The sequence below is a fragment of the Actinomadura sp. NBRC 104412 genome (assembly GCF_030269515.1).
Lineage (GTDB): Bacteria > Actinomycetota > Actinomycetes > Streptosporangiales > Streptosporangiaceae > Spirillospora.
Genome location: NZ_BSTM01000004.1, coordinates 221,247 through 241,918, shown reverse-complemented (window position 1 = coordinate 241,918; position 20,672 = coordinate 221,247). Strand labels below are relative to the sequence as shown.

18 protein-coding genes are annotated in these 20,672 nt (G+C 71.6%); 12 read left to right on the top strand and 6 right to left on the bottom strand.

Annotation, left to right across the window (positions count from 1 at the left end; genetic code table 11):
* Window positions 1–85: 85 nt before the first annotated feature.
* The 10 genes from QSK21_RS07260 to QSK21_RS07215 all read left to right on the top strand — a co-directional run bounded on the left by QSK21_RS07260 (window position 86) and on the right by QSK21_RS07215 (window position 11,304).
* Window positions 86–1,378: a M20 family metallopeptidase gene (locus tag QSK21_RS07260; protein WP_502871527.1), complete on the top strand. Its 1,293-nt coding sequence runs from the start codon at window positions 86–88 to the stop codon at window positions 1,376–1,378.
* A gap of 213 nt (window positions 1,379–1,591) precedes the next feature.
* On the top strand, window positions 1,592–2,644 hold the full coding sequence (locus QSK21_RS07255; RefSeq protein ID WP_285694532.1) for a BMP family lipoprotein: 1,053 nt from the start codon (window positions 1,592–1,594) through the stop codon (window positions 2,642–2,644).
* 232 nt (window positions 2,645–2,876) lie between these two features.
* Window positions 2,877–4,388: an ABC transporter ATP-binding protein gene (locus QSK21_RS07250; protein ID WP_285694697.1), complete on the top strand. Its 1,512-nt coding sequence runs from the start codon at window positions 2,877–2,879 to the stop codon at window positions 4,386–4,388.
* Complete coding sequence (locus tag QSK21_RS07245) at window positions 4,385–5,821, top strand: ABC transporter permease (protein WP_285694530.1); 1,437 nt, start codon at window positions 4,385–4,387, stop codon at window positions 5,819–5,821. Before QSK21_RS07250 ends, QSK21_RS07245 begins: the two co-directional genes overlap by 4 nt.
* On the top strand, window positions 5,818–7,173 hold the full coding sequence (locus tag QSK21_RS07240) for an ABC transporter permease (protein ID WP_285694528.1): 1,356 nt from the start codon (window positions 5,818–5,820) through the stop codon (window positions 7,171–7,173). Before QSK21_RS07245 ends, QSK21_RS07240 begins: the two co-directional genes overlap by 4 nt.
* Complete coding sequence (locus QSK21_RS07235; protein ID WP_285694527.1) at window positions 7,170–7,574, top strand: cytidine deaminase; 405 nt, start codon at window positions 7,170–7,172, stop codon at window positions 7,572–7,574. Before QSK21_RS07240 ends, QSK21_RS07235 begins: the two co-directional genes overlap by 4 nt.
* A complete protein-coding gene (locus QSK21_RS07230) occupies window positions 7,575–8,852 on the top strand; it encodes a thymidine phosphorylase (RefSeq protein ID WP_285694526.1) in 1,278 nt (425 codons plus the stop codon).
* Between the two features lie 56 nt (window positions 8,853–8,908).
* On the top strand, window positions 8,909–9,505 hold the full coding sequence (locus QSK21_RS07225) for an HDIG domain-containing metalloprotein (protein ID WP_285694525.1): 597 nt from the start codon (window positions 8,909–8,911) through the stop codon (window positions 9,503–9,505).
* A gap of 75 nt (window positions 9,506–9,580) precedes the next feature.
* On the top strand, window positions 9,581–10,660 hold the full coding sequence (locus QSK21_RS07220; protein WP_285694524.1) for an adenosine deaminase: 1,080 nt from the start codon (window positions 9,581–9,583) through the stop codon (window positions 10,658–10,660).
* 20 nt (window positions 10,661–10,680) lie between these two features.
* Window positions 10,681–11,304, top strand: coding sequence for a PH domain-containing protein (locus tag QSK21_RS07215; protein ID WP_285694523.1), 624 nt, complete (start codon window positions 10,681–10,683; stop codon window positions 11,302–11,304).
* On the opposite strand, the gene QSK21_RS07210 is transcribed toward QSK21_RS07215, so the two are convergent.
* The 3 genes from QSK21_RS07210 to QSK21_RS07200 are packed head-to-tail and all read right to left on the bottom strand — an operon-like array spanning window position 11,301 to window position 14,211.
* Window positions 11,301–12,929 (bottom strand): phospho-sugar mutase, encoded by a 1,629-nt coding sequence (locus tag QSK21_RS07210; protein WP_285694522.1) that lies wholly within the window; start codon window positions 12,927–12,929, stop codon window positions 11,301–11,303. The genes QSK21_RS07215 and QSK21_RS07210 overlap by 4 nt on opposite strands.
* Before the next feature lie 4 nt (window positions 12,930–12,933).
* Window positions 12,934–13,734 (bottom strand): purine-nucleoside phosphorylase, encoded by an 801-nt coding sequence (locus QSK21_RS07205; RefSeq protein ID WP_285694521.1) that lies wholly within the window; start codon window positions 13,732–13,734, stop codon window positions 12,934–12,936.
* A gap of 24 nt (window positions 13,735–13,758) precedes the next feature.
* Window positions 13,759–14,211, bottom strand: a complete 453-nt coding sequence (locus QSK21_RS07200) for a gamma-glutamylcyclotransferase family protein (RefSeq protein WP_285694520.1) — start codon at window positions 14,209–14,211, stop codon at window positions 13,759–13,761.
* A gap of 76 nt (window positions 14,212–14,287) precedes the next feature.
* On the opposite strand from QSK21_RS07200, the gene QSK21_RS07195 reads away from it, so the two are divergent.
* Complete coding sequence (locus QSK21_RS07195; RefSeq protein ID WP_285694519.1) at window positions 14,288–15,673, top strand: NAD(P)H-quinone dehydrogenase; 1,386 nt, start codon at window positions 14,288–14,290, stop codon at window positions 15,671–15,673.
* 750 nt (window positions 15,674–16,423) lie between these two features.
* Here QSK21_RS07195 and QSK21_RS07190 read toward each other — a convergent pair.
* The 3 genes from QSK21_RS07190 to QSK21_RS07180 all read right to left on the bottom strand — a co-directional run bounded on the left by QSK21_RS07190 (window position 16,424) and on the right by QSK21_RS07180 (window position 20,017).
* Entirely contained in the window at window positions 16,424–17,716 is a 1,293-nt protein-coding gene (locus QSK21_RS07190) for a hypothetical protein (protein WP_285694518.1), read from the bottom strand.
* A 115-nt stretch (window positions 17,717–17,831) separates the two neighbouring features.
* Window positions 17,832–19,595 carry an acetyl/propionyl/methylcrotonyl-CoA carboxylase subunit alpha gene (locus QSK21_RS07185; RefSeq protein WP_285694517.1) on the bottom strand — a complete coding sequence of 588 codons (1,764 nt, stop codon included), beginning with the start codon at window positions 19,593–19,595 and terminating at the stop codon, window positions 17,832–17,834.
* A 179-nt stretch (window positions 19,596–19,774) separates the two neighbouring features.
* Complete coding sequence (locus QSK21_RS07180) at window positions 19,775–20,017, bottom strand: type B 50S ribosomal protein L31 (protein WP_285694516.1); 243 nt, start codon at window positions 20,015–20,017, stop codon at window positions 19,775–19,777.
* A 105-nt stretch (window positions 20,018–20,122) separates the two neighbouring features.
* Between QSK21_RS07180 and QSK21_RS07175 the strand changes: the two genes are divergently transcribed.
* Complete coding sequence (locus QSK21_RS07175; protein WP_285694515.1) at window positions 20,123–20,671, top strand: hypothetical protein; 549 nt, start codon at window positions 20,123–20,125, stop codon at window positions 20,669–20,671.
* The last annotated feature ends 1 nt before the right edge of the window (window position 20,672 follow it).

Here is a 20,672-nt window from a genome sequence, read left to right as displayed (position 1 = left end):
CCGCACCGAACAGACCAGCGGGCGGACGCCTCCGGGCGCCGCCCCGGCGCAGGGGACGCAGATGACCCGAACGGGACCCGGGGTGATGCCCGGGCTTGAACCACCGGAGCGCCCGGAGCGCGGCGAAGCCGCCGGCCTGGGCGGCGCCGCGCTGCAGCTCCAGCTCGACGCGTTCCTGTCCCGGCAGGAGAGCGCGCTGATCGAGTTCCGCCGCGATCTTCACATGCACCCCGAGCTCGGCTACGCCGAGTACCGCACCACCAAGCGGATCGCCGAACGCCTCACCGAGGCCGGGCTCGACCCCCGGGTGCTGCCCCGGGGCACCGGCCTGATCTGCGACATCGGGCCCGAGGACGGCCCGACCATCGCGCTGCGCGCCGACATCGACGCGCTGCCGCTCCAGGACGAGAAGTCCGGCGTCCCGTACCGCTCGACCGTGCCGGGCGTCGCCCACGCCTGCGGGCACGACGTGCACACCACGATGGTGCTCGGCGCGGGGCTGTTCCTGGCGCAGCAGGCCGCGGCGGGGCTGCTGCCCGGCCGGGTGCGGCTGCTGTTCCAGCCCGCCGAGGAGACCCCGGGCGGCGCGCTGGACGTGATGGCGGCCGGCGGCATCTGCGGGGTCGACCGGGCCTTCGCGCTGCACTGCGACCCGCGCATCGAGGTCGGGCAGCTCGGCCTGCGCACCGGCCCGATCACCGCGGCCTGCGACAAGGTGTACGTGAAGGTGACCGGGCCCGGCGGCCACACCGCCCGCCCGCACCTGACCGCGGACCTGGTGTACGCGCTCGCCAAGATCGTGACCGAGCTGCCGTCCGCGCTGTCCCGGCGGGTCGACCCGCGCTCCAGCCTGTCGCTGGTGTGGGGGCGGGTGTCGGCCGGCTCGGTGGCCAACGCCATCCCCGACGACGGCATCGCCGAGGGCACCGTCCGCTGCCTGGACGACGAGGCGTGGCACCGGGCGCCCGAGATGATGAAGTCGCTGCTCCAGTCGGTGGCGGCGGCCTACGACGTGGAGGCGTCGCTGGAGTACGTGCGGGGCGTCCCCCCGACCGTGAACGAGGCCGCCAGCGTCCAGATGTTCCGGGACGCGGCGGCGCAGGTGCTGGACGAGGACGCCGCCGTCCCCACGCCGCAGAGCCTGGGCGGCGAGGACTTCGGCTGGTACCTGGAGTCGATCCCCGGCGCGCTGGCCAGGCTGGGCGTCCGCACCCCCGGCTCCGCGGGCGAGTACGACCTGCACCGCGGCGACTTCGACGTGGACGAGAGCTGCATCGCCGTCGGCGTCCGGGTGCTGACCGCCACCGCCCTCAACGCGCTCTGGGGCGGCGGCCGGTCCGGCGAGGCCGAGCCCGTCGAGGGCGCCGCCCTGGCCTGACCCGCACCCGTCCCCCCACCGAACGGACACCGCAATGGGCGATCAAAGGCCCGCGCAGCCCCTTCCGTTCCCCCGCGTCCACCGCCCTGACCTGGGCGATCTAGGTCCACACCTTGGTAACGGACGCATTGCGAAACGGTGCACGCGTGCCTTTTTACCTGATTTGCGGGGTAGCGTCCGATCGATTTCATGGGGAACGGAAGGAGCGCTGTCTTGCGCCGTGGAATGAAGATGTCGCTCGTCACCGTGACGGGCGCAGCGCTGCTGCTCAGTGCTGCCGCGTGCGGTGGCAAGGAAGCCTCCAGCGGGGGAGAGGGCGACAAGAAGACCCTGAAGGTGGGGCTGGCCTTCGACATCGGCGGGCGCGGCGACCAGTCGTTCAACGACTCGGCCGCGGCGGGCCTGGACCGGGTGAAGAAGGACCTGAACATCACCACCGAGGAGATCTCGGCCAAGCCCGACGAGCCCGACGCCGACAAGGAGTCCCGGCTGCGCCTGCTGGCCAACCGCGGCTACAACCCGGTGATCGGCGTGGGCTTCGCCTACACCAACTCCATCATCAAGGTCGCCAAGGACTTCCCGAACACCAAGTTCCTGGTCGTCGACGCCGACCAGTGCAAGGTGGAGGGCAACAACGTCATGGGCGCCTGCTTCTCCGAGGAGCAGGGCTCCTACCTCGTGGGCGCGGCGGCGGCGCTGAAGTCCAAGACCGGCACCATCGGCTTCATCGGCGGCGTGAACGTGCCGCTGATCCACAAGTTCCAGGCCGGGTACGAGGCGGGCGCGAAGGCCGCCCGCCCGGACATCAAGATCGTCCCGGCCAAGTACCTGACCCAGCCGCCGAACTTCGACGGCTTCAAGAACCCGGCCCTGGGCAACGAGGCCGCCAAGGGCCAGCTCGACGCCGGCGCGGACGTGATCTACCACGCCGCGGGCGGCGCCGGGATCGGTGTCATCAAGACCGTGGGCGCGGCCGGCAAGTGGGCGATCGGGGTCGACTCCGACCAGTACAACCAGCCCGCCGTCGCCGACGTCAAGGACCACATCCTGACCTCGATGGTGAAGCGGGTGGACGTGGCGGTCTTCGACTTCGTCAACTCGGTCGCCAACAACACGTTCAAGCCCGGCACCAAGAAGTACGACCTGACCAACGACGGGGTGGGCTACGCCACCTCCGGCGGCCAGCTCGACGACATCAAGGCCAAGCTGGACGCCTACGCGACCGACATCAAGTCCGGCAAGATCACGGTGCCGGTCAAGCCCTGACCGGCGGGTCCTGACGCGCCGGGGCGGCCCGCCCGTGACGGGCCGCCACCGGCGCCGATCCGCGGCGCGCCCGCGCCGCGCCGAAGCGCACCGTGGCCCGCCCGCGCCGGACGGCGGGCGGGCCGACCAGCGATCAGAAGGGGCACGCGTGCCTGACGATCTCCCCGCGGACGGGCCGCGGGAGGAGCGCCCCCAGGCGTCCACCACGCCCACGGCGCCCGCCACACCGGCCGTGCGGCTCACCTCGATCACCAAGCGGTTCCCCGGCGTGGTGGCCAACAGGGACATCGACCTGACCATCGAGCGTGGTGAGGTGCACGCGCTGTGCGGTGAGAACGGCGCCGGCAAGTCCACGCTGATGAAGATCCTGTACGGGATGCAGCGGCCGGACGAGGGCACCATCGAGATCGACGGCGAGCGGGTGACGCTGCGCACCCCGGCCGACGCGATCGCGCGCGGCATCGGCATGGTGCACCAGCACTTCAAGCTGGCCGACAACCTGACCGTCCTGGAGAACGTGATCCTGGGCGCCGAGCCCCGGCGCCGCGGCCGGATCGACTTCGCCGCCGCCCGCGAGAAGATCAAGACGATGTCCGAGCAGTACGGGCTGCGGGTGGACCCGGACGTGCTGGTGGAGTCGCTGGGCGTGGGCGACCGGCAGCGGGTGGAGATCCTCAAGGTGCTCTACCGGGGCGCGAAGGTGCTGATCCTGGACGAGCCCACCGCCGTGCTCGTCCCGCAGGAGGTCGACGAGCTGTTCGGCAACCTGCGCGAGCTGCGCGCCGAGGGCCTGACCGTGCTGTTCATCTCGCACAAGCTGGACGAGGTGCTGTCGGTGGCCGACCGGATCTCGGTGCTGCGCCGCGGCACCACCGTCGCGACCGGCCTGGACCCGCGCGAGACGACCTCGCGGCGGCTGGCCGAGCTGATGGTCGGTTCCGAGCTGCCCACGCCCGAGCTGCGCACGTCCACGGTCACCGAGGACGTGCAGCTCCAGGTGGACGGGCTGACCGTGCTCACCCCCGAGGGCCGTCCCGTGGTGGACGGGGTGTCGCTGCGGATCAGACGCGGCGAGATCGTCGGCCTGGCCGGGGTGGAGGGCAACGGCCAGGGTGAGCTGATCGAGACGATCATGGGGATCCGGCACGCCGACGCCGGGACCATCTCCTACGGCGGCGAGGACATCACCCACTGGCCCACCCGGCGCCGCCGCGAGGCCGGGATCGCCTACATCCCCGAGGACCGGCACCGGCACGGGCTCATCCTCGAAGGCACGCTCTGGGAGAACCGGATGCTGGGCCACCAGACCCGGCGTCCCAACGTCCGCGGCCCCTGGGTGGACCGGCGCGGCGCGCGCCGCGACACCATGCGCATCGTGCGCGAGTACGACGTGCGCACCCCCGGGATCGACGTCCCCGCCGCCGCGCTGTCGGGCGGCAACCAGCAGAAGCTGATCGTGGGCCGGGAGATGTCCGGCGACCCGCACCTGCTGATCGCCGCCCATCCCACCCGCGGCATCGACGTCGGCGCCCAGGCCGCCATCTGGGAGTACCTGCGCCAGGCCCGCGCCGCCGGCCTGGCCGTCCTGCTGATCAGCGCCGACCTCGAGGAACTCATCGGAATGTCCGACACCCTGCACGTGATCCTGCGCGGCCGGCTGGTCGCCCAGGTCGATCCGGGCACGGTCACCCCCGAGGAACTGGGCTCGGCCATGACCGGCGCCGAGAACGGGGCCGCCTCATGAGCGGCGTCGTGGAGAAGGCGCCGCCCGGTCCGCCGGAGCCGCCGGTCCCGCCCGGACCTCCCGGCGCGGACGTCCCGGCGTGGAAGGCGATCCTGCGGGGGCTGGGCCCGAGCGGGCTCGGCCTGCGCGTCGGCGCGCCGGTGCTGGCCCTGCTGATCTCGCTGCTGATCACGATGGCGCTGCTGCGGATCACCGGCGCCGACCCGTTCAGCTCGATCACCGCCATGATCGACTACGGCACCACCGACAACTCGATCGTGGACATCCTCAACCGCGCCACCCGCTACTACCTGTCAGCGGTGGCGGTGGCCATCGGGTTCCGGATGGCGCTGCTGAACATCGGCGTGGACGGGCAGTACCGGCTCGCGGCGATGCTGTCGGCGGCGCTGGGCGGCGCGCTCACCCTGCCCGCCCCCATCGGCCAGTTCCTGGTGATTTTGTCGGCCATGCTGATCGGCGGGCTGTGGGCCGCGATCGCCGGCGTGCTCAAGGTGACCCGCGGCGTCAGCGAGGTGCTGTCCACGATCATGCTGAACGCGATCGCCACCGGCCTGATCGCGTACCTGCTGAACGACGACCGGCTCGCCGAGGTGCGGCCGGGCAGCAACAACGTCGCGACCGCGCCGATCCCCGAGTCGGGACGGGTCGGCCCGTTCAACGACGCGCTGACCGCGATCTTCTCCGGCCCCGGGCTGGCGCTCGTCCTGGTGCTGGGCGCCGCGGCGATCATCTACTCGGTGTACCGGCGGCGCGGCGACGGCGCCGGTGAGAACGGTGGCGGCGCGGCGCCCTCCCTCGCCCTGGGCGTGCTCGGCGCCGTCGTGTTCGTCGCCGTCACCGCCCTGGTCGTCGCGCCCACCCTCACCGACCTGCCCGGGACGGTGTACGGGCTGCTGCCCCTCGCGGTCGTGGTCGGCGTGGTGTTCTGGGTGGTCATCAACCACACCCGGTTCGGGTTCGACCTGAGGATCTCCGGGCTGTCCCCGACCGCGGCCCAGGCCAGCGGGGTCAGCGCCCGCCGCATGATCGTGATCACGATGGTGGCGTCCGGCGCGGTCGCCGGGCTGATCGGCATGCCCGAGCTGCTCGGCGCGTCCTACGAGTACTCCCTGAACTTCCCGGCCGGGCTCGGCTTCACCGGCATCACGGTGGCGCTGCTGGGCCGCAACCATCCGGCGGGGATCGCGCTGGCCGCGCTGCTGTTCGCCTTCCTCGACCAGACCTCCGACGTGCTCCAGGAGGTCGACGTCCCCAAGGAGATCGTCGGGGTGATGCAGGGCGTGGTCGTGCTGACCGTCGTCATCGTCTACGAGCTGGTCCGGCGCTGGGAGATCCGCCTCCAGCAGCGCACGGTCGCCGACGAGCTCGCCACCGGGCACGACCTTGCGGCGACGGGCGGCGCGGCCGGTTCCGCGAAGGGGGCGTCGTCGTGAGTGTGACCACCGCGGTCGCGAACAAGGTCAGGCCCGCCGAGAAGAGGCGGCGGGTGCGCTGGCCGCACTACCTGATCCTCGCCGGCGTGCTGCTGGTGCTGCTGTCGCTGGTCCGGGTCATCACCGGGGCGGACGACGTGACCTCCAGCGGCACGGTCAGCGCGGCGCTGCGCCTCGCCGTGCCGATCCTCCTGGCCGGTCTGGGCGGGCTCTGGTCGGAACGCTCGGGGATCATCAACATCGGCCTGGAAGGCATGATGATCCTCGGCACCTGGACCGGCGCCTGGGCCGGATACCAGTGGGGGCCGTGGATCGGGGTGCTGGCCGGGATAGTCGGCGGCGCGCTCGGCGGCCTGCTGCACGCGATCGCCACCGTCTCGTTCGGCGTCGACCACATCGTGTCCGGTGTGGCGATCAACATCCTGGGGCTCGGGCTCACCCAGTTCCTGGCCGGACTGCTCTTCAACACCGGCGAGGCCAAGCTGCTGGGCGGCGGGCCGCGGCAGTCGCCGCCGGTCGAACCCATCGGCACGCTGACCTTCCCCGTCCTGTCCGGCGGGGAGATCTTCGGCTGGAAGAGCCCGGACGCGCTGGGCTCGCTGGAACGGCACCACTGGTTCCTGGTGTCGGACGTGGCGGGGATCCTGCGCGGCCTCACCACCGGGATGTCGCTGCTGACCCTGCTGGCGCTGCTGCTGATCCCGCTGAGCTACTTCGTCCTGTGGCGGACGGCGTTCGGGCTGCGGATCCGGTCGTGTGGCGAGGACCCGTACGCCGCCGAGTCGCTCGGCGTGCACGTCTACCGGATGAAGTACGCGGCCGTCATCATCTCCGGCGCGCTGTCGGGGCTCGGCGGCGCGTTCCTGGTCACCGTGGCGTCCCCGGTCTACCAGGACGGGCAGACCGGCGGCCGCGGCTTCATCGGCCTGGCCGCGATGATCTTCGGTAACTGGCGTCCCGGCGGGATGGCCACCGGCTCGCTGCTGTTCGGCTACACCGACGCGATGAACGTGCGCAGCGGCGGCGAGGCGGTACACGCCCTGCTGCTGTTCGTCACGGTCATCCTCCTGGCCGTCGCGGTGTGGCAGTTCGTGCGCGGCAACCGGCTGCGCCCGCAGGTCGTCACCGACCTCGACCGGCGGCGGATCCGCAACGCCTACCTGGGCGGGGCGCTGGCGGTGCTGGCCGCGGCCGGGCTGTTCGTGTGGTTCATGGCCGCCGAGACGGTGCCGGGCGAGCTGGTCTCGTTCACCCCGCACCTGACCACGCTGCTCGTCCTCGCCCTGGCCAGCCAGCGGCTGCGGATGCCCGCCGCGAACGGCCAGCTGTACCGGCGCGGCGAGGCTTCATGAGCGTGGTGGACTGGCCGGCGTTGCGCAGCGCCGCCCGGGAGGCGATGGGCCGCGCGTACGCGCCGTACTCGAACTTCCAGGTGGGAGCGGCCGCCCTGACCAGCGACGGGCGGATCGTCACCGGGTGCAACATCGAGAACGCCTCCTACGGTGTGGGGCTGTGCGCCGAGTGCAGCCTCGTCAGCGCGCTGTACGGGGAGGGGGCGCCGTCCCGTCCACGGCTGGTGGCCGTCGCCGTCGTCGACCGCAACGGCGCCGCGCTGATGCCGTGTGGACGCTGCCGCCAGCTTCTGTACGAGCACGGCGGCCCGGACATGCTGCTGGAGACCGTCAGCGGCATCCGTCCCATGTCCGAGGTGCTGCCGGACGCGTTCGGACCCGACGACCTGAGGAGCCGCTAGGTGGACGCGATCGACGTCATCCGCGCCAAGCGGGACGGCGGCGAGCTGACCCCCGAGCAGATCGACTGGGCCGTCGCCGCCTACACCCGCGGCGAGATCGCCGAGGAGCAGATGGCGTCCCTGGCCATGGCGATCCTGCTCAACGGGATGACCCGCGCCGAGGTCTCCCGCTGGACCCAGGCCATGATCGACTCGGGTGACCGGATGGACTGGTCCGGCCTGGACCGTCCCACCACCGACAAGCACTCCACCGGCGGCGTCGGCGACAAGATCACCCTGCCGCTGGCCCCGGCGGTCGCGGCGTGCGGCGCCGCCGTCCCGCAGCTCTCCGGACGGGGGCTCGGGCACACGGGCGGGACTCTCGACAAGCTGGAGTCCATCCCTGGGTGGCGGGCCTCCTTGAGCGCCGATGAGATGCTGGGCGTGCTGCGGGAGGCCGGTGCCGTGGTCTGTGCCGCGGGCAGCGGGCTGGCGCCCGCCGACCGCAAGCTCTACGCGCTGCGCGATGTCACGGGCACGGTCGAGTCGATCCCGCTGATCGCGTCGTCGATCATGTCCAAGAAGATCGCCGAGGGCACGGGCGCGCTGGTGCTGGACGTGAAGGTGGGGTCCGGCGCGTTCATGAAGACGCCGGAGACGGCGCGGGAGCTGGCCGAGACCATGGTCGCCATCGGCGACGACCACGGCGTGCGGACGATCGCGCTCCTCACCGCCATGGACCGTCCCCTCGGCAACGCGGTCGGCAACGCGGTGGAGGTCGCGGAATCGGTCGAGGTGCTGGCGGGCGGTGGCCCGCCGGACGTGGTGGAACTGACCATCGCGCTGGGACGCGAGATGCTGGCGGCGGCGGGGATGGCCGGCGCCAAGGACCCCGCCGACGCGCTCCGGGACGGCACCGCCATGGACGTGTGGCGGCGGATGATCCGCGCCCAGGGCGGTGACCCTCTGGCGCCGCTCCCGGTCGCGCGTGAGTCGCACGAGGTGCTCGCCCCATCCAGCGGCGTTCTGAAGCGTCTGGACGCCTTCGGCGTGGGGGTGGCCGCCTGGCGCCTCGGAGCGGGACGGGCACGTAAGGAAGACCCCGTGTCGGCGGGGGCCGGGATCATCTGCCATGCGAAGCCCGGTGAGAAGGTCACGAAGGGTCAGCCGCTGCTGTCGCTGTACGCGGACGACGTATCGCGTTTCCCCCGCGCCCTGGAGGCTCTGGAAGGGGCCGTGGAGGTAGCCGAATCGGTGGCCACCGACCCTGAGCCGCTGATCCTGGGGCGCGTCGGCTGAGAGTCGGCATGTGACGCCGACCGTACGGAACCGAGCGGGCGGTAGTCTCCTCGTTCGTGCGAATCCCGGCGGACCAAGAGATCCGTGCCCTGCATGAGCGGTATGCGCCCACACAGGAGGCGTTCGAGTCGGTCTACACGCACTGTGTGATCGTGTGCGAAGTGGCGGAGCAACTGGTCGAGCGTGGGTCGCTCGCGGTCGACGTCGAGCTTGCCCGCGCGGGATGCCTTCTTCACGACATCGGCGTCTACCGCCTCTACGATTCCTCTGGACGGCTCGATCACACGCGCTATATCCAGCATGGGCTGCTCGGCCATGACCTGCTTCGGGACCTCGGGTTCCCGGAGACGCTCTGCCGGTTCTGCTCTCACCACACCGGAATGGGCCTGACTCGTGACGACGTCCTCCGCCAGGCCCTGCCCATTCCGGTGGCCGACTATCTCGCCGAGTCGGCCGAGGAACGATTGGTCATGTACGCCGACAAGTTCCACAGCAAGGCGAGCCCGCCGGTGTTCCTGACCGCCGACGCCTACGCCGTGCGGGTACGGGAGTTCGGCGCCGACAAGGAGGCCGCGTTCGCCACGATGCGGCGCCGCTACGGCGAACCCGATCTCAGCGCGCTGCGGGCCGCGTACGGCCACGGGGCGGCATGAATCCGCCAGGCACGAGGTGGTTCGTGGGCGAGAGTTGACGACGTGCGCACGTGAACCGGCGGGTAGATTGCGAGGATGACCGATCGTCCGTCACTCGAAGACATCCGGCGCGCGCCCAAGGTGCTCCTCCATGACCACCTGGACGGCGGGCTGCGCACGGAGACCGTCGTGGATCTCGCACGGGACGGCGGGTACGAGGACCTGCCGACGACGGATCCGGGGAACCTGGCCACCTGGTTCACCGAGGCGGCCAACTCGGGCTCGCTGGAACGCTACCTGGAGACCTTCGCGCACACCGTCGGCGTCATGCAGTCGGCCGAGGCGCTGACCCGGGTCGCCTACGAGTGCGCCGAGGATCTGGCTCGGGACGGTGTCGTCTATGCGGAGGTCCGGTACGCGCCGGAGCTGCACACGCGGACGGGTCTGTCGCTGGAGCGCGTGGTCGAGGCCGTGCTGGAGGGGTTCGACCGGGGCGGGCGCGACCACGGGATCAAGATCTGCGCGCTGGTGACCGCGATGCGGCACCAAGCGCGCAGCATGGAGATCGCCGAGCTGGCCGTGCGGTACCGGGACGACGGGGTCGTCGGGTTCGACATCGCCGGCGCCGAGGCCGGGTATCCGCCCACCAGGCATCTGGACGCGTTCGAGTACCTACAGCGGGAGAACGCCCACTTCACCATCCACGCGGGTGAGGGGTTCGGGCTTCCGTCCATCTGGCAGGCGATCCAGTGGTGCGGCGCCGACCGGCTCGGTCACGGGGTGCGGATCATCGACGACATCACCGAGGACGAGGACGGGAACCCGCAACTGGGGCGGCTGGCCCACTACGTGCGGGACAAGAGGATCCCGCTGGAGATGTGCCCCACGTCCAACATCCAGACCGGCGCGGCCAAGTCGATCGCCGAGCACCCCATCGGGCTGCTGCGCGACCTGCGGTTCCGCGTCACGGTCAACACCGACAACCGGCTGATGAGCGGCACGACGCCGTCCCTGGAGCTGGCCAAGCTGGTGGACGCGTTCGGCTACGGCTGGGACGAGCTCCAGTGGTTCACGGTGAACGCGATGAAGTCGGCGTTCATCGGGTTCACCGAGCGGCTCAAGTTGATCAACGAGGTGATCAAGCCCGCCTACGCCGAACTGCGGGGGACGGCCTGAGGTCCTGGCATGATGCGGTCATGACGCCGCTGCTGACGATCCGGTCCACCCCCGCGCGGGTGGGGGCGTGGGCGTGGATGGCCTTCGCCGCGCTGAACCTCATCGACATCGCCCTGCGGGGACGGGACACGGCCTCGGCGGTCATGGCGGCGCTGCTGCTCCTCGGCTGCGGCATCGCCTACGTCCTGGGCCTGCGCCCGGCCGTGGTCGCGGACGAGGGCGGGTTCACCGTCCGCAACCCGCTGCGGGACGTGCGGGTGCCATGGCGGGCCGCGAAGAAGGTCGAGGCCACCGACGCCCTCACGTTCAGGTTCCGCGCCGCGGACGGGGAGGAGCGCAAGGTCAAGGCGTGGGTGCTGACGACCTCGCCGCGCGCCCAGGCCAGGGCGGAGCGGCGGGCCGCGCGGGACGCCCGCGACGCGAGGCTTCCCCAGCAGCACGCGGCGCGGCTCAAGGGCCGTACCCCCGTGACGTACGCCGCCCAGCGGCTCAACGAGATCGCCGACCGGCAGCGCCCGAAGGGCGGGACCCTCACCGAGACCGGCGAGGGCGGCGTGATCAACTGGTCGGTGTCCGCGGTCGCGGCGCTGGCCGTCCCCGCCGCGCTGGTGATCGCCGCCGCGGTGCCGGCCGTGCTGGCCTAGGACGGGAGCAGCCCCGCGAGGGCGTCGCGGAGGGCGTCCAGATCGCGCCGCGCCTCCTCGCGGACGGCGGCCACGTCCTCCTCCGGCCGCACCGGACGGACCACCTCCAGATAGCACTTCAGCTTCGGCTCCGTCCCGGACGGGCGGACCACGACGCGCGCCGAGCCCGCCAGCCGCAGCCGCAGGCCGTCGGTGGGCGGCAGCCCGTCCACGCCGCGGGCGAGGTCCTCGACGCACTCGACGGCACGTCCCGCCAGCTCGGACGGGGGAGCGGCGCGCAGCCGGCCGACCGCCCCGGAGATCAGGGACGGATCGCCGACCCTGATCGACAACTGCGCGGTCGCGTGCAGCCCGTAGCGGCGCGCCTGGTCGTCCAGGAGGTCGGTGAGCGTGCGCCCGTCCCGCTTGGCCGCGGCGGCGAGCGCGGCCACGGTCAGCGCGGCCCCGATGCCGTCCTTGTCCCGGACGATCACTCCGTCCGGACCGCCGACGCTGTAGCCCAGGGCCTCCTCGTAGCCGTAGACGAGCCCCTCGCCCGCCCTCATGATCCATTTGAAGCCGGTGAGGGTGCGGGCCGATCTCGCGCCGTGCGCGTCGGCGAGCGCCGCCAGTAGGGACGAGGACACGATCGTCGTGGCCAGCAGCCGATCGCCGGTGGTGTGCCGCAGCACGTGCTCGGCCAGCAGGCCGCCCACCTCGTCCCCGGTAAGCCTCCGCCAGCCGCGCGGCGTGGGAACGGCGACGGCGCAGCGGTCCGCGTCCGGATCGTTGGCGATCACCAGATCGGCGCCGGACCTCTCGGCCAGCCCGATCGCGAGGTCCATCGCGCCCGGCTCCTCCGGGTTCGGGAACGCGACGGTCGGGAAGCGCGGGTCCGGATCGCCCTGCTCGGGCACCACCGTCGGACGCGGGAACCCGGCCCGCTCGAAGGCCCGCAGCAGCACGTCGCGGCCGACGCCGTGCAGGGGCGTGTAGACCGTCGCCACGTCCCGGGCGTCCCCGAGCGGAAGGGCCTCCAGCGCCTGGAGGTACGCCTCGACGATCTCCTCGCCCAGCACCGTCCAGCCGTCTCCGAGAGGCAGCTCGTCCACCCGGCCCACCGCGTCGATCCCGGCGGAGATCTCCGCGTCCAGCGGCGGGACGATCTGCGCCCCGTCGCCCCAGTAGACCTTGTAGCCGTTGTCGCGGGGCGGGTTGTGGGACGCGGTCACCATCACCCCCGCCGACGCGCCCAGATGCCGTACGGCGAACGCCAGCACGGGCGTGGCCAGCGGACGGGGAAGCAGCCACGCCCGCAACCCGGCCCCCGTCACGACCGCCGCCGTGTCCAGCGCGAACCGCTCCGACCCGTACCGGGCGTCGTAGCCGATGACCACGCCGCCCCTCCGCACACGAGCCGCCAGCCCGGCGGCGGCGCGCATCACCGTGACCCGGTTCATCCGGTTCGGACCTGCGCCCAGCTCGCCCCGCAGCCCGGCCGTGCCGAACTCCAGCCTGGCCCCGAACCGGTCGGCCAGCGCCGCCTCATCACCGGCGTCCAGCAGCTTGCGCAACTCCCCGGAGGTCTCCGGATCCGGGTCCTGCGCCAGCCATTCCTCCGCCCGGCGCCGCAACTCCGCGTCCATCCGACTAGATCTTCGGGACGAGCGTGGCCAGCAGGGAGCCCATCCGGGAGGCCGCGGCACGGCCCGCCGCCAGCACCTCCTCATGATCCAGCGTTCCCTCGGCCAGCCCGGACGCGATATTGGTCACCAGCGAGATCCCCAGCACCTCCGCGCCGCCCTCACGGGCCGCGATCGCCTCCAGGACGGTCGACATGCCCACCACGTCCGCGCCCAGCGTCCGCATCATCCGGATCTCCGCGGGCGTCTCGTACGTCGGGCCCCGCTGCGCCGCGTACACGCCCTCCGCCAGCGACGGATCCACCTCGCGCGCCAGCGCCCGCAGCCGCCGCGAGTACACCTCCGTCAGATCGAGGAACCTCGGCCCGGTCAGCGGGTTCGCCCCGGTCAGGTTGAGCTGGTCCGAGATCAGGACCGGGTCGCCGACCTTCTGCGTCTCCGGGCGCAGCCCGCCCGCCGCGTTGGTCAGGATCACGGTCCGTACCCCCGCCGCCAGGGCCGTCCGGACGCCGTGCACCACCGCGTCCACCCCGAGGCCCTCGTACAGGTGGGTGCGCCCCAGGAACACCAGGGCGTTCCGGCCACCCACTCTCACGGCGCGCAGCCGTCCCGCATGGCCATCGACCGCGGGCGGGGCGAAACCGGGCAGGTCGGTGACCGGGAACTCGGCCACGGGCGTGCCCAGCGCGTCGGCCGCGGGCACCCAGCCGGACCCCATCACCAGGGCCACGTCGAAGGACTCGATGGCCGTCCGGGCGCGCAGCCGCTCCGCCGCGTCCTCGGCCAGTGCATAGGCGTCGTTGCTCACCCTGCCGACATTACCGGCGCGACCTCAGTCGCCGATCGACTTGCACGGACGGGACCGCAGGTCCTTCACATAGTCGTCCGGAGCCCCCGCGGCCTCCGCCGCGTCCGCCAGGATGCCCAGGTAACGGGCCGAGGGCAGGCCGCCCTCATAGTCGTCCAGGACGTACAGCCAGCACAGGACGTCCCCCTCCAGCGTCGACACCCGCACCCTGATCTTGCGGTAGACGCCGAGGGCCGCGCCCTCCCACTCGTCCAGCTCGCTCTCGTCCCAGGCCGGGACGTCGTAAAGCACCACGAAGACCTGCTCGTCCTCGTCCTCGACCACCGTGGCCAGCGCCCCGTCCCAGCCCACGTCCTGCCCGCCGAAGGTGAGGCGCCAGCCCGCCAGCCAGCCGGTACCGCGCATCGGCGAATGCGGGGCCCGTGCCGCCATCTGCTCGGGATCCATGTTGGAGGCGTACGCCGCGTACAGTGCCACGGTCGCCAAGCGTACGTCAGCGGGCCGGGCGCGGGGCCTGGTCGGGCCACTCCCATCGGTAAGAAACAATGGAGACGTGACCCGCATCGTGATCATAGGAGGGGGACCGGGCGGTTACGAGGCCGCACTCGTCGCCGCACAGCTCGGCGCCGACGTGACCGTCGTCGAACGCGACGGCCCCGGAGGAGCCTGCGTCCTCACCGACTGCGTCCCCTCCAAGACGCTCATCGCCACCTCCACCCGGATGGCCGTGATGTCGGAGTCCGAAGGGCTGGGGCTGCGCTTCAACGGCGGCCCCGACGGCGAGGTCGGCGGCCTCGAAGTGGACCTGGCCACCGTCAACAAGCGGGTGAAGGACCTGGCCAGGGCCCAGTCGTTCGACGTCGCCGAACGGCTCGCCTACGAAGAGGTCAAGATCGTCCGAGGCGAGGCGCGGCTGGTCGAGCCGCACGTCGTCGCCGTCGGCGACCGCCACCTCCGGGCCGACGTGATCCTCATCGCCACCGGCGCCACCCCCCGCGTCCTGCCCGGCGCCGAACCCGACGGCGAACGCATCCTCAACTGGCGCCAGCTCTACGACCTCCCCGAACTCCCCGAAGAGCTGATCGTCGTCGGCTCCGGCGTCACCGGCGCCGAACTGGCCGGGGCCTACCTGTCACTGGGCTCCAAGGTCACCCTCGTGTCCTCCCGCGACCGGATCCTCCCCACCGAGGACGCCGACGCCGCCGCCGTGCTCCAGGACGTCTTCCTGCGCCGCGGCATGAACGTGATGTCCCGCTCCCGGGCCGCCGGAGTGGAACGCTCCGGCGACAGCGTGATCGTCACCCTGGAGGACGGCCGCAAGGTCGAAGGCTCGCACTGCCTCATGACCGTCGGCATGGAACCCAACACCCGCGGCATCGGCCTGGAAAAAGCCGGAATCGCGCTGAGCCCCCAAGGATTCGTGCAGGTCGACAAGGTCTCCCGCACCAACGTCCCGCACATCTACGCCTCCGGCGACTGCACCGGCATCCTCATGCTGGCCTCAGTAGCGGGCATGCAGGGACGCATCGCCATGTGGCACGCCCTGGGCGAAGCCGTCCAACCACTCAAACTGGGCTGGGTCGCATCCAACATCTTCACCGACCCCGAAGTCGCCTCGGTCGGCGTCACCCAGAAAATGGTCGACTCCGGCGACGTCAACGCCCGCACCGTGATGCTGCCCCTGTTCAGCAACGCCCGCGCCAAAATGCAGGGCTTCGAGGACGGCTTCGTCAAACTCTTCTGCCGCCCCTCCACCGGCATCCTCCTGGGCGGCGTCATCGTCGCCCCCCGCGCCAGCGAACTGATCCTCGGCGTCTCCGTGGCCGTCCAACAACACCTGACAGTCGAACAACTAGCCCAAACCTTCGCCGTCTACCCCTCCCTCACCGGCAGCATCACCGAAGCCTCCCGCCGCCTAATGACCGAACACCAGTACTAGCTTTTTTGGCAAGCACGAGCTGCGCTCGTCGCTGGCGCTCCTCGCTTGTCGTGCTTGCGGCGATCGCTGCATCGCTTCGACTCGCCCAGGGGCTCGCTGCGCGATCAGGGTCTCGCTGGCGCTCGCCCCTGCCTTCGGTCGCGATCGCAACGCCTGGGCGCCGTTCGTGGCTGGGGTGTCGGCTGAGGCGATTGCGAAAGGTGTTTATCTCGGGGTGCGAGTTTGCCTGGCGGCTCGCTGCGCTTGCCTCTGTCTTAGGTCGCGATCACACCGATTGGGTCGTCGGGCTTGAGGTAGCGCGGCTTAGCCAGATGCGCACCCAGCCCATGTGGGGGCAAGGGGCGAAGCCCCAACGGGGGTGCAGGGGGCGGAGCCCCCTGCCGGGGTCGTAGGGGCGGAGCCCCTACCCGGGGTCAGTGGCCGCCGTCGCGAGCCGTCAAGGCGAGTGGCGGTGGTCGCTGGCCCCGGCATCGGGGGGTGTGGGGGTTGCCCCCCCCCACATATGTCACAGCCCCAACGGGGGTGCAGGGGGCGGAGCCCCCTGCCGGGGTCGTAGGGGCGGAGCCCCTACCCGGGGTCAGTGGCCGCCGTCGCGAGCCGTCAAGGCGAGCGGCGGGGGTCGCTGGCCCCGCAGCGGGGGGTGTGGGGGGTCGCCCCCCCACAATGAGTCGCCACCGTCGCGAGCCGTCAAGGCGAGTGGCGGGGGTCGCTGGCCCCGCAGCGGGGGGTGTGGGGGGTCGCCCCCCCACACTAGAAACTGCCGCCGAAGTCGCCGCCTCCGAAGTCCCAGCCGCCGCCTATGTCGCCGCCGTCGCCGGTGAAGCCGCTCATGTCGCCGGCGCCGTAGCCGCCGCCTAGGCCGCCGCCCAGCATGGAGCCGATCCAGGTGCCGATGAACAGGCCGCTGATGAGGTCCATGCCTCCGTAGGAGTTGTAGTAGCCGCCCGCGTAGGGCGCGTACGCCGGGCCTGCGTCGTAGTAGGGGCGGCGTCCGTCGCCGTACGGGACCATGCGGATGTCGGGATTCTGGCCCTTGAGGATGGCTTGGGCGTCCATTGCGCAGGCTGGGACGGAGCGTACGGTGCCGCCTGGGGGTGCCCAGGAGACGTCCTGGACGGACGGGCCGTGCTGTGGGTTGAAGAAGCACGGTGCGCGCCGTTCGGGGACGGGTTCGCCCGCCAGGCGTGCGCGGGTGGCGGTCATGTGGTAGCGGCCGTCTTCCAGGGCGGTGGTGACCTTCTCCATGTCGGCGGGCTTGGTGGCCTTTTCGGTGGCGGCCTTGGCCTCGTCGTAGGAGTTCATCGCCCGCTCGTAGTCGCGGCGGGCGTCGGGGTCGAGGTCGGGGTCCATGACGTTGAGGTCGAGCGCGGCGATGTCCTCGCCGAGCAGGGTCACGTCCTCTTCGACGCCCTTCTTCAGCTCGGCCATGCGCTGTGCCTCGCGTTCGCGGCGGCGGTGTCCGGCGACCAGGAAGACACCGAACACGCCCGCGGCGATCAGGACGAGCACGCCGACGGTGACGAAGCCGCCGATCATGCTGGTTCTGGCGTTGGCCTCGGCCTGGCGTTCGGCCTGGTCGGCGAAGGCGGTCAGCCTGGCCTGGACGTCGCCGCTGCCCGGGGCGGACCTGGCGATCACTTGGTTGATCTCGCGGCTGTCGAGGTCGTCGGAGATCGCGGCCATCTTGGTGCCGTCCGCGGTGATGGCGACGTAGGTGTCGCCCTTGCCGACGCGTTCCTTGACGGATTCCAGCATGGGGCCGACCTGTTGCCGGGTGACGCCGTTGCGGACCACGACGGCGCGGATGTCGGCCTCGTCCTGCCGGTCGAGGGCGGACCGTACGGCGTTCTGGTCGAAGGACGTCTGCTGGCGTGCTTCCTGTGTGACGTACAGCCGGGAGGTGGTGAGGCCGTTGGCGATGACGGAGACGTCGTCCGCCCGCGCGGGGGCGGCGAAGCCGAACAGCGCGAGCATGGCGGCGGCAGCGGCCAGCGCCATCGCGCCACGGCGCAGGATCCGTCGCGGCCGGGTTTCGGTGCTCATGGTTGAAGTCTGCCTCCTCACCAGGTAGACGAGCAGGCGCGACGGTACGTTCCGTCGTCCCGGGTATACCCGATGAAAAGGGCAGAAGCCGCTCAATCTTGGAAAAACAGCCCGGTCAGTCCTTGATCTTGCAGATCACCGCGCCGTTGGAGACGGTCTGGCCCACCTCGGCGGCCAGGCCGGTCACCGTGCCGTCCTTGTGCGCGTTCAGCGGCTGCTCCATCTTCATGGCCTCCAGGACCACGATGGGGTCGCCCGCCGACACCCGTGCGCCCTCCTCGGCCACCAGCTTGACGATCGTGCCCTGCATGGGGCTGACCAGGGCGTCCCCGGACGCCTGGCTCTTGGCGCCCTTTTTGCCCGTGCGCCGCCTGGCCGGTGCGGATCCGGAGCCGCCGGACGGCGCGGCGCCGAGCCCTGAGGGCAGCACGACCTCGATGCGCTTGCCGCCGACCTCCACGGTCACCCGCTCGCGCCCTCCCGCGTCCTCGTCCGGCTCGGCCACGGGTCCCTCGTACGGGGGGATCGTGTTGTCGAACTCGGTTTCGATCCACCGGGTGTGCACGGTGAACGGCTCCGACTCGTCCGCCGGGACGAACGCCGGGTCGTCCAGCACGGCCCGGTGGAACGGCAGCACCGTCGGCATCCCCTCGACCAGGAACTCGGCCAGGGCGCGGCGGGAGCGCTCCACCGCCTGCCGGCGTGTCGCGCCGGTCACGATCAGCTTGGCGATCATCGAGTCGAACTGCTGCGGGATGGTCTGGCCCTCCTCGCAGCCCGCGTCCAGGCGCACGCCCGGACCGGACGGCGGCCGCCAGGCGGTCAGCGTGCCCACGGACGGCAGGAAGCCGCGCCCGGCGTCCTCGGCGTTGATCCGGAACTCGATCGAGTGGCCGCGCAGCGGCGGGTCGTCGTAGCCCAGTTCCTCGCCGTCGGCGATCCGGAACATCTCCCGCACCAGGTCGATGCCCGTGACCTCCTCGGTGACCGGGTGCTCGACCTGCAACCGGGTGTTGACCTCCAGGAACGAGATCGTCCCGTCCTGGCCCACCAGGAACTCGCACGTCCCGGCGCCCACGTACCCGGCCTCCCTGAGGATGGCCTTGGACGAGTCGTAGAGCAGCGCCACCTGCTCGTCGGACAGGAACGGCGCGGGGGCCTCCTCGATCAGCTTCTGGTGCCTGCGCTGGAGGGAGCAGTCGCGGGTGGAGACGACGACCACATTGCCGTGCCTGTCGGCCAGGCACTGGGTCTCCACGTGCCGTGGACGGTCGAGGTAGCGCTCGACGAAGCACTCCCCGCGCCCGAACGCCGCCACGGCCTCACGTACCGCCGACTCGTACAGGTCCTCGACCTCGTCCAGGCTGCGCGCGACCTTCAGCCCGCGCCCGCCGCCGCCGAACGCCGCCTTGATCGCGATCGGCAGCCCGTGCTCCTCGGCGAACGCCACGACCTCGGCCGCGCCGGACACCGGGTCCTTGGTGCCGGCCACCAGCGGCGCGCCCACCTTCTGCGCGATATGCCTGGCCTGTACCTTGTCGCCCAGCGCGGTGATCGCGGCGGCCGGCGGGCCGATCCAGGTCAGCCCGGCGGCCTCGACGGCCTCGGCGAAGGCCGCGTTCTCGGCGAGGAAGCCGTACCCGGGGTGGACGGCGTCCGCTCCCGCCGCCACCGCCACCTTCACGATCTTGTCGATGTTCAGATAGCTGTCGGCGGCGGTCTGGCCGCCCAGGGCGTGGGCCTCGTCGGCAACCCGAACGTGCGGCGCGTCCAGATCGGGCTCGGCGTACACCGCGACGCTGGCGATCCCCGCGTCGCGGCAGGCACGGGCTATGCGGACCGCGATCTCACCGCGGTTGGCGATCAGGACCTTGCGCACGTGGTCTCCTCCTTCAACCTTGCACGCGCAGTCTAGATAACCGCCTTCTCCCGAATTCGTAAGGGGGCGCTTCCGCGGACGCGTCCGCAGGTGCGGCGCCTGGGGGGAGGGGCCAGGACAGCACGAAGGCAGGCCCCTCGGGACCTGCCTTCGCGTGTGGCTTGGATGTCGTCCGCCGGTCAGCGGCCGTAGCGCTTCTTGAACTTCTCGACCGCTCCGGTCGTGTCCAGGACGCGGCCCCTGCCGGTGTAGAACGGGTGGCTGGCCGACGACACGTCCACGTCGATGACGGGATAGGTCTGGCCGTCCTCCCACTCGATGGTCTGGTCGCTGGAAGCCGTCGACCGGGTCAGGAACGCGTAGTCGGCGCTCCGGTCACGGAAGACGACGGCCCGGTACTCCGGGTGGATGTTCTTCTTCATGGGACCTCCCACTCGCGTGCAACACGGTGATAATCATTTCCATTCCGGCGCCCCGCCCCGCCCGGTGTATCTTCCGGGTGGATCTCGCCGACGACCGGGAGCCCGATGGACGTCAAGCGACTGGGCCTGATGCTGGCCCTCGCGGCCCTCGCCGGGCTGTGCCCGTCCACGCAGCCGTTGCGGGCGTCCACCGTGGACCGGGAGACCGAGCGCCAGCTGACCGTGGCCGCGTCCACCCTCGTGCGGCTCCGCTCCCAGGCCCTCGTCCCCAAGTCCAGGAACGAGCGCCGGCGCCGTATGCCGCGCGAAGTCCTCGGGGTCGCCATCTCCCCGAGCCTGGCCCGTGCACAGGAACGCGCCCTGCGCGAGTTGGAGAACCGCAACCGCGCCCCGGTCGAGGGCGGGCCCGCCTTTACGGGTGCCCGTACCCGGCTCGAACCCGCCCGTACCATCCGCACCGGCGACCGCATCACGCTTGAGGCCATAGAGCACACCGAGGTCCGCTACGGCGGCGGCAAGGTGACCCAGTCGATCCGTCGCCGCTTCGAGTTCATGACCAGGGGCGACCGCATCACCCTGCTCGACGAGCAGGTCGTCGACCGCGGCGCCCACCCCATCAACGACCCGGGTCCCATCCCGGCCGGCTCCCGCTGAC

Excerpts from the sequence above, each read along its gene's own strand:
- QSK21_RS07210 (WP_285694522.1), bottom strand. The coding sequence starts at position 12,929 with ATGGACGCGGAGTTGCGGCGCCGGGCGGAGGAATGGCTGGCGCAGGAC.
- QSK21_RS07215 (WP_285694523.1), top strand. The coding sequence starts at position 10,681 with ATGACGCCGCTGCTGACGATCCGGTCCACCCCCGCGCGGGTGGGGGCG.
- QSK21_RS07220 (WP_285694524.1), top strand. The coding sequence starts at position 9,581 with ATGACCGATCGTCCGTCACTCGAAGACATCCGGCGCGCGCCCAAGGTG.
- QSK21_RS07190 (WP_285694518.1), bottom strand. The coding sequence starts at position 17,716 with ATGAGCACCGAAACCCGGCCGCGACGGATCCTGCGCCGTGGCGCGATG.
- QSK21_RS07245 (WP_285694530.1), top strand. The coding sequence starts at position 4,385 with ATGAGCGGCGTCGTGGAGAAGGCGCCGCCCGGTCCGCCGGAGCCGCCG.
- QSK21_RS07260 (WP_502871527.1), top strand. The coding sequence starts at position 86 with ATGCCCGGGCTTGAACCACCGGAGCGCCCGGAGCGCGGCGAAGCCGCC.
- QSK21_RS07235 (WP_285694527.1), top strand. The coding sequence starts at position 7,170 with ATGAGCGTGGTGGACTGGCCGGCGTTGCGCAGCGCCGCCCGGGAGGCG.
- QSK21_RS07180 (WP_285694516.1), bottom strand. The coding sequence starts at position 20,017 with ATGAAGAAGAACATCCACCCGGAGTACCGGGCCGTCGTCTTCCGTGAC.
- QSK21_RS07175 (WP_285694515.1), top strand. The coding sequence starts at position 20,123 with ATGGACGTCAAGCGACTGGGCCTGATGCTGGCCCTCGCGGCCCTCGCC.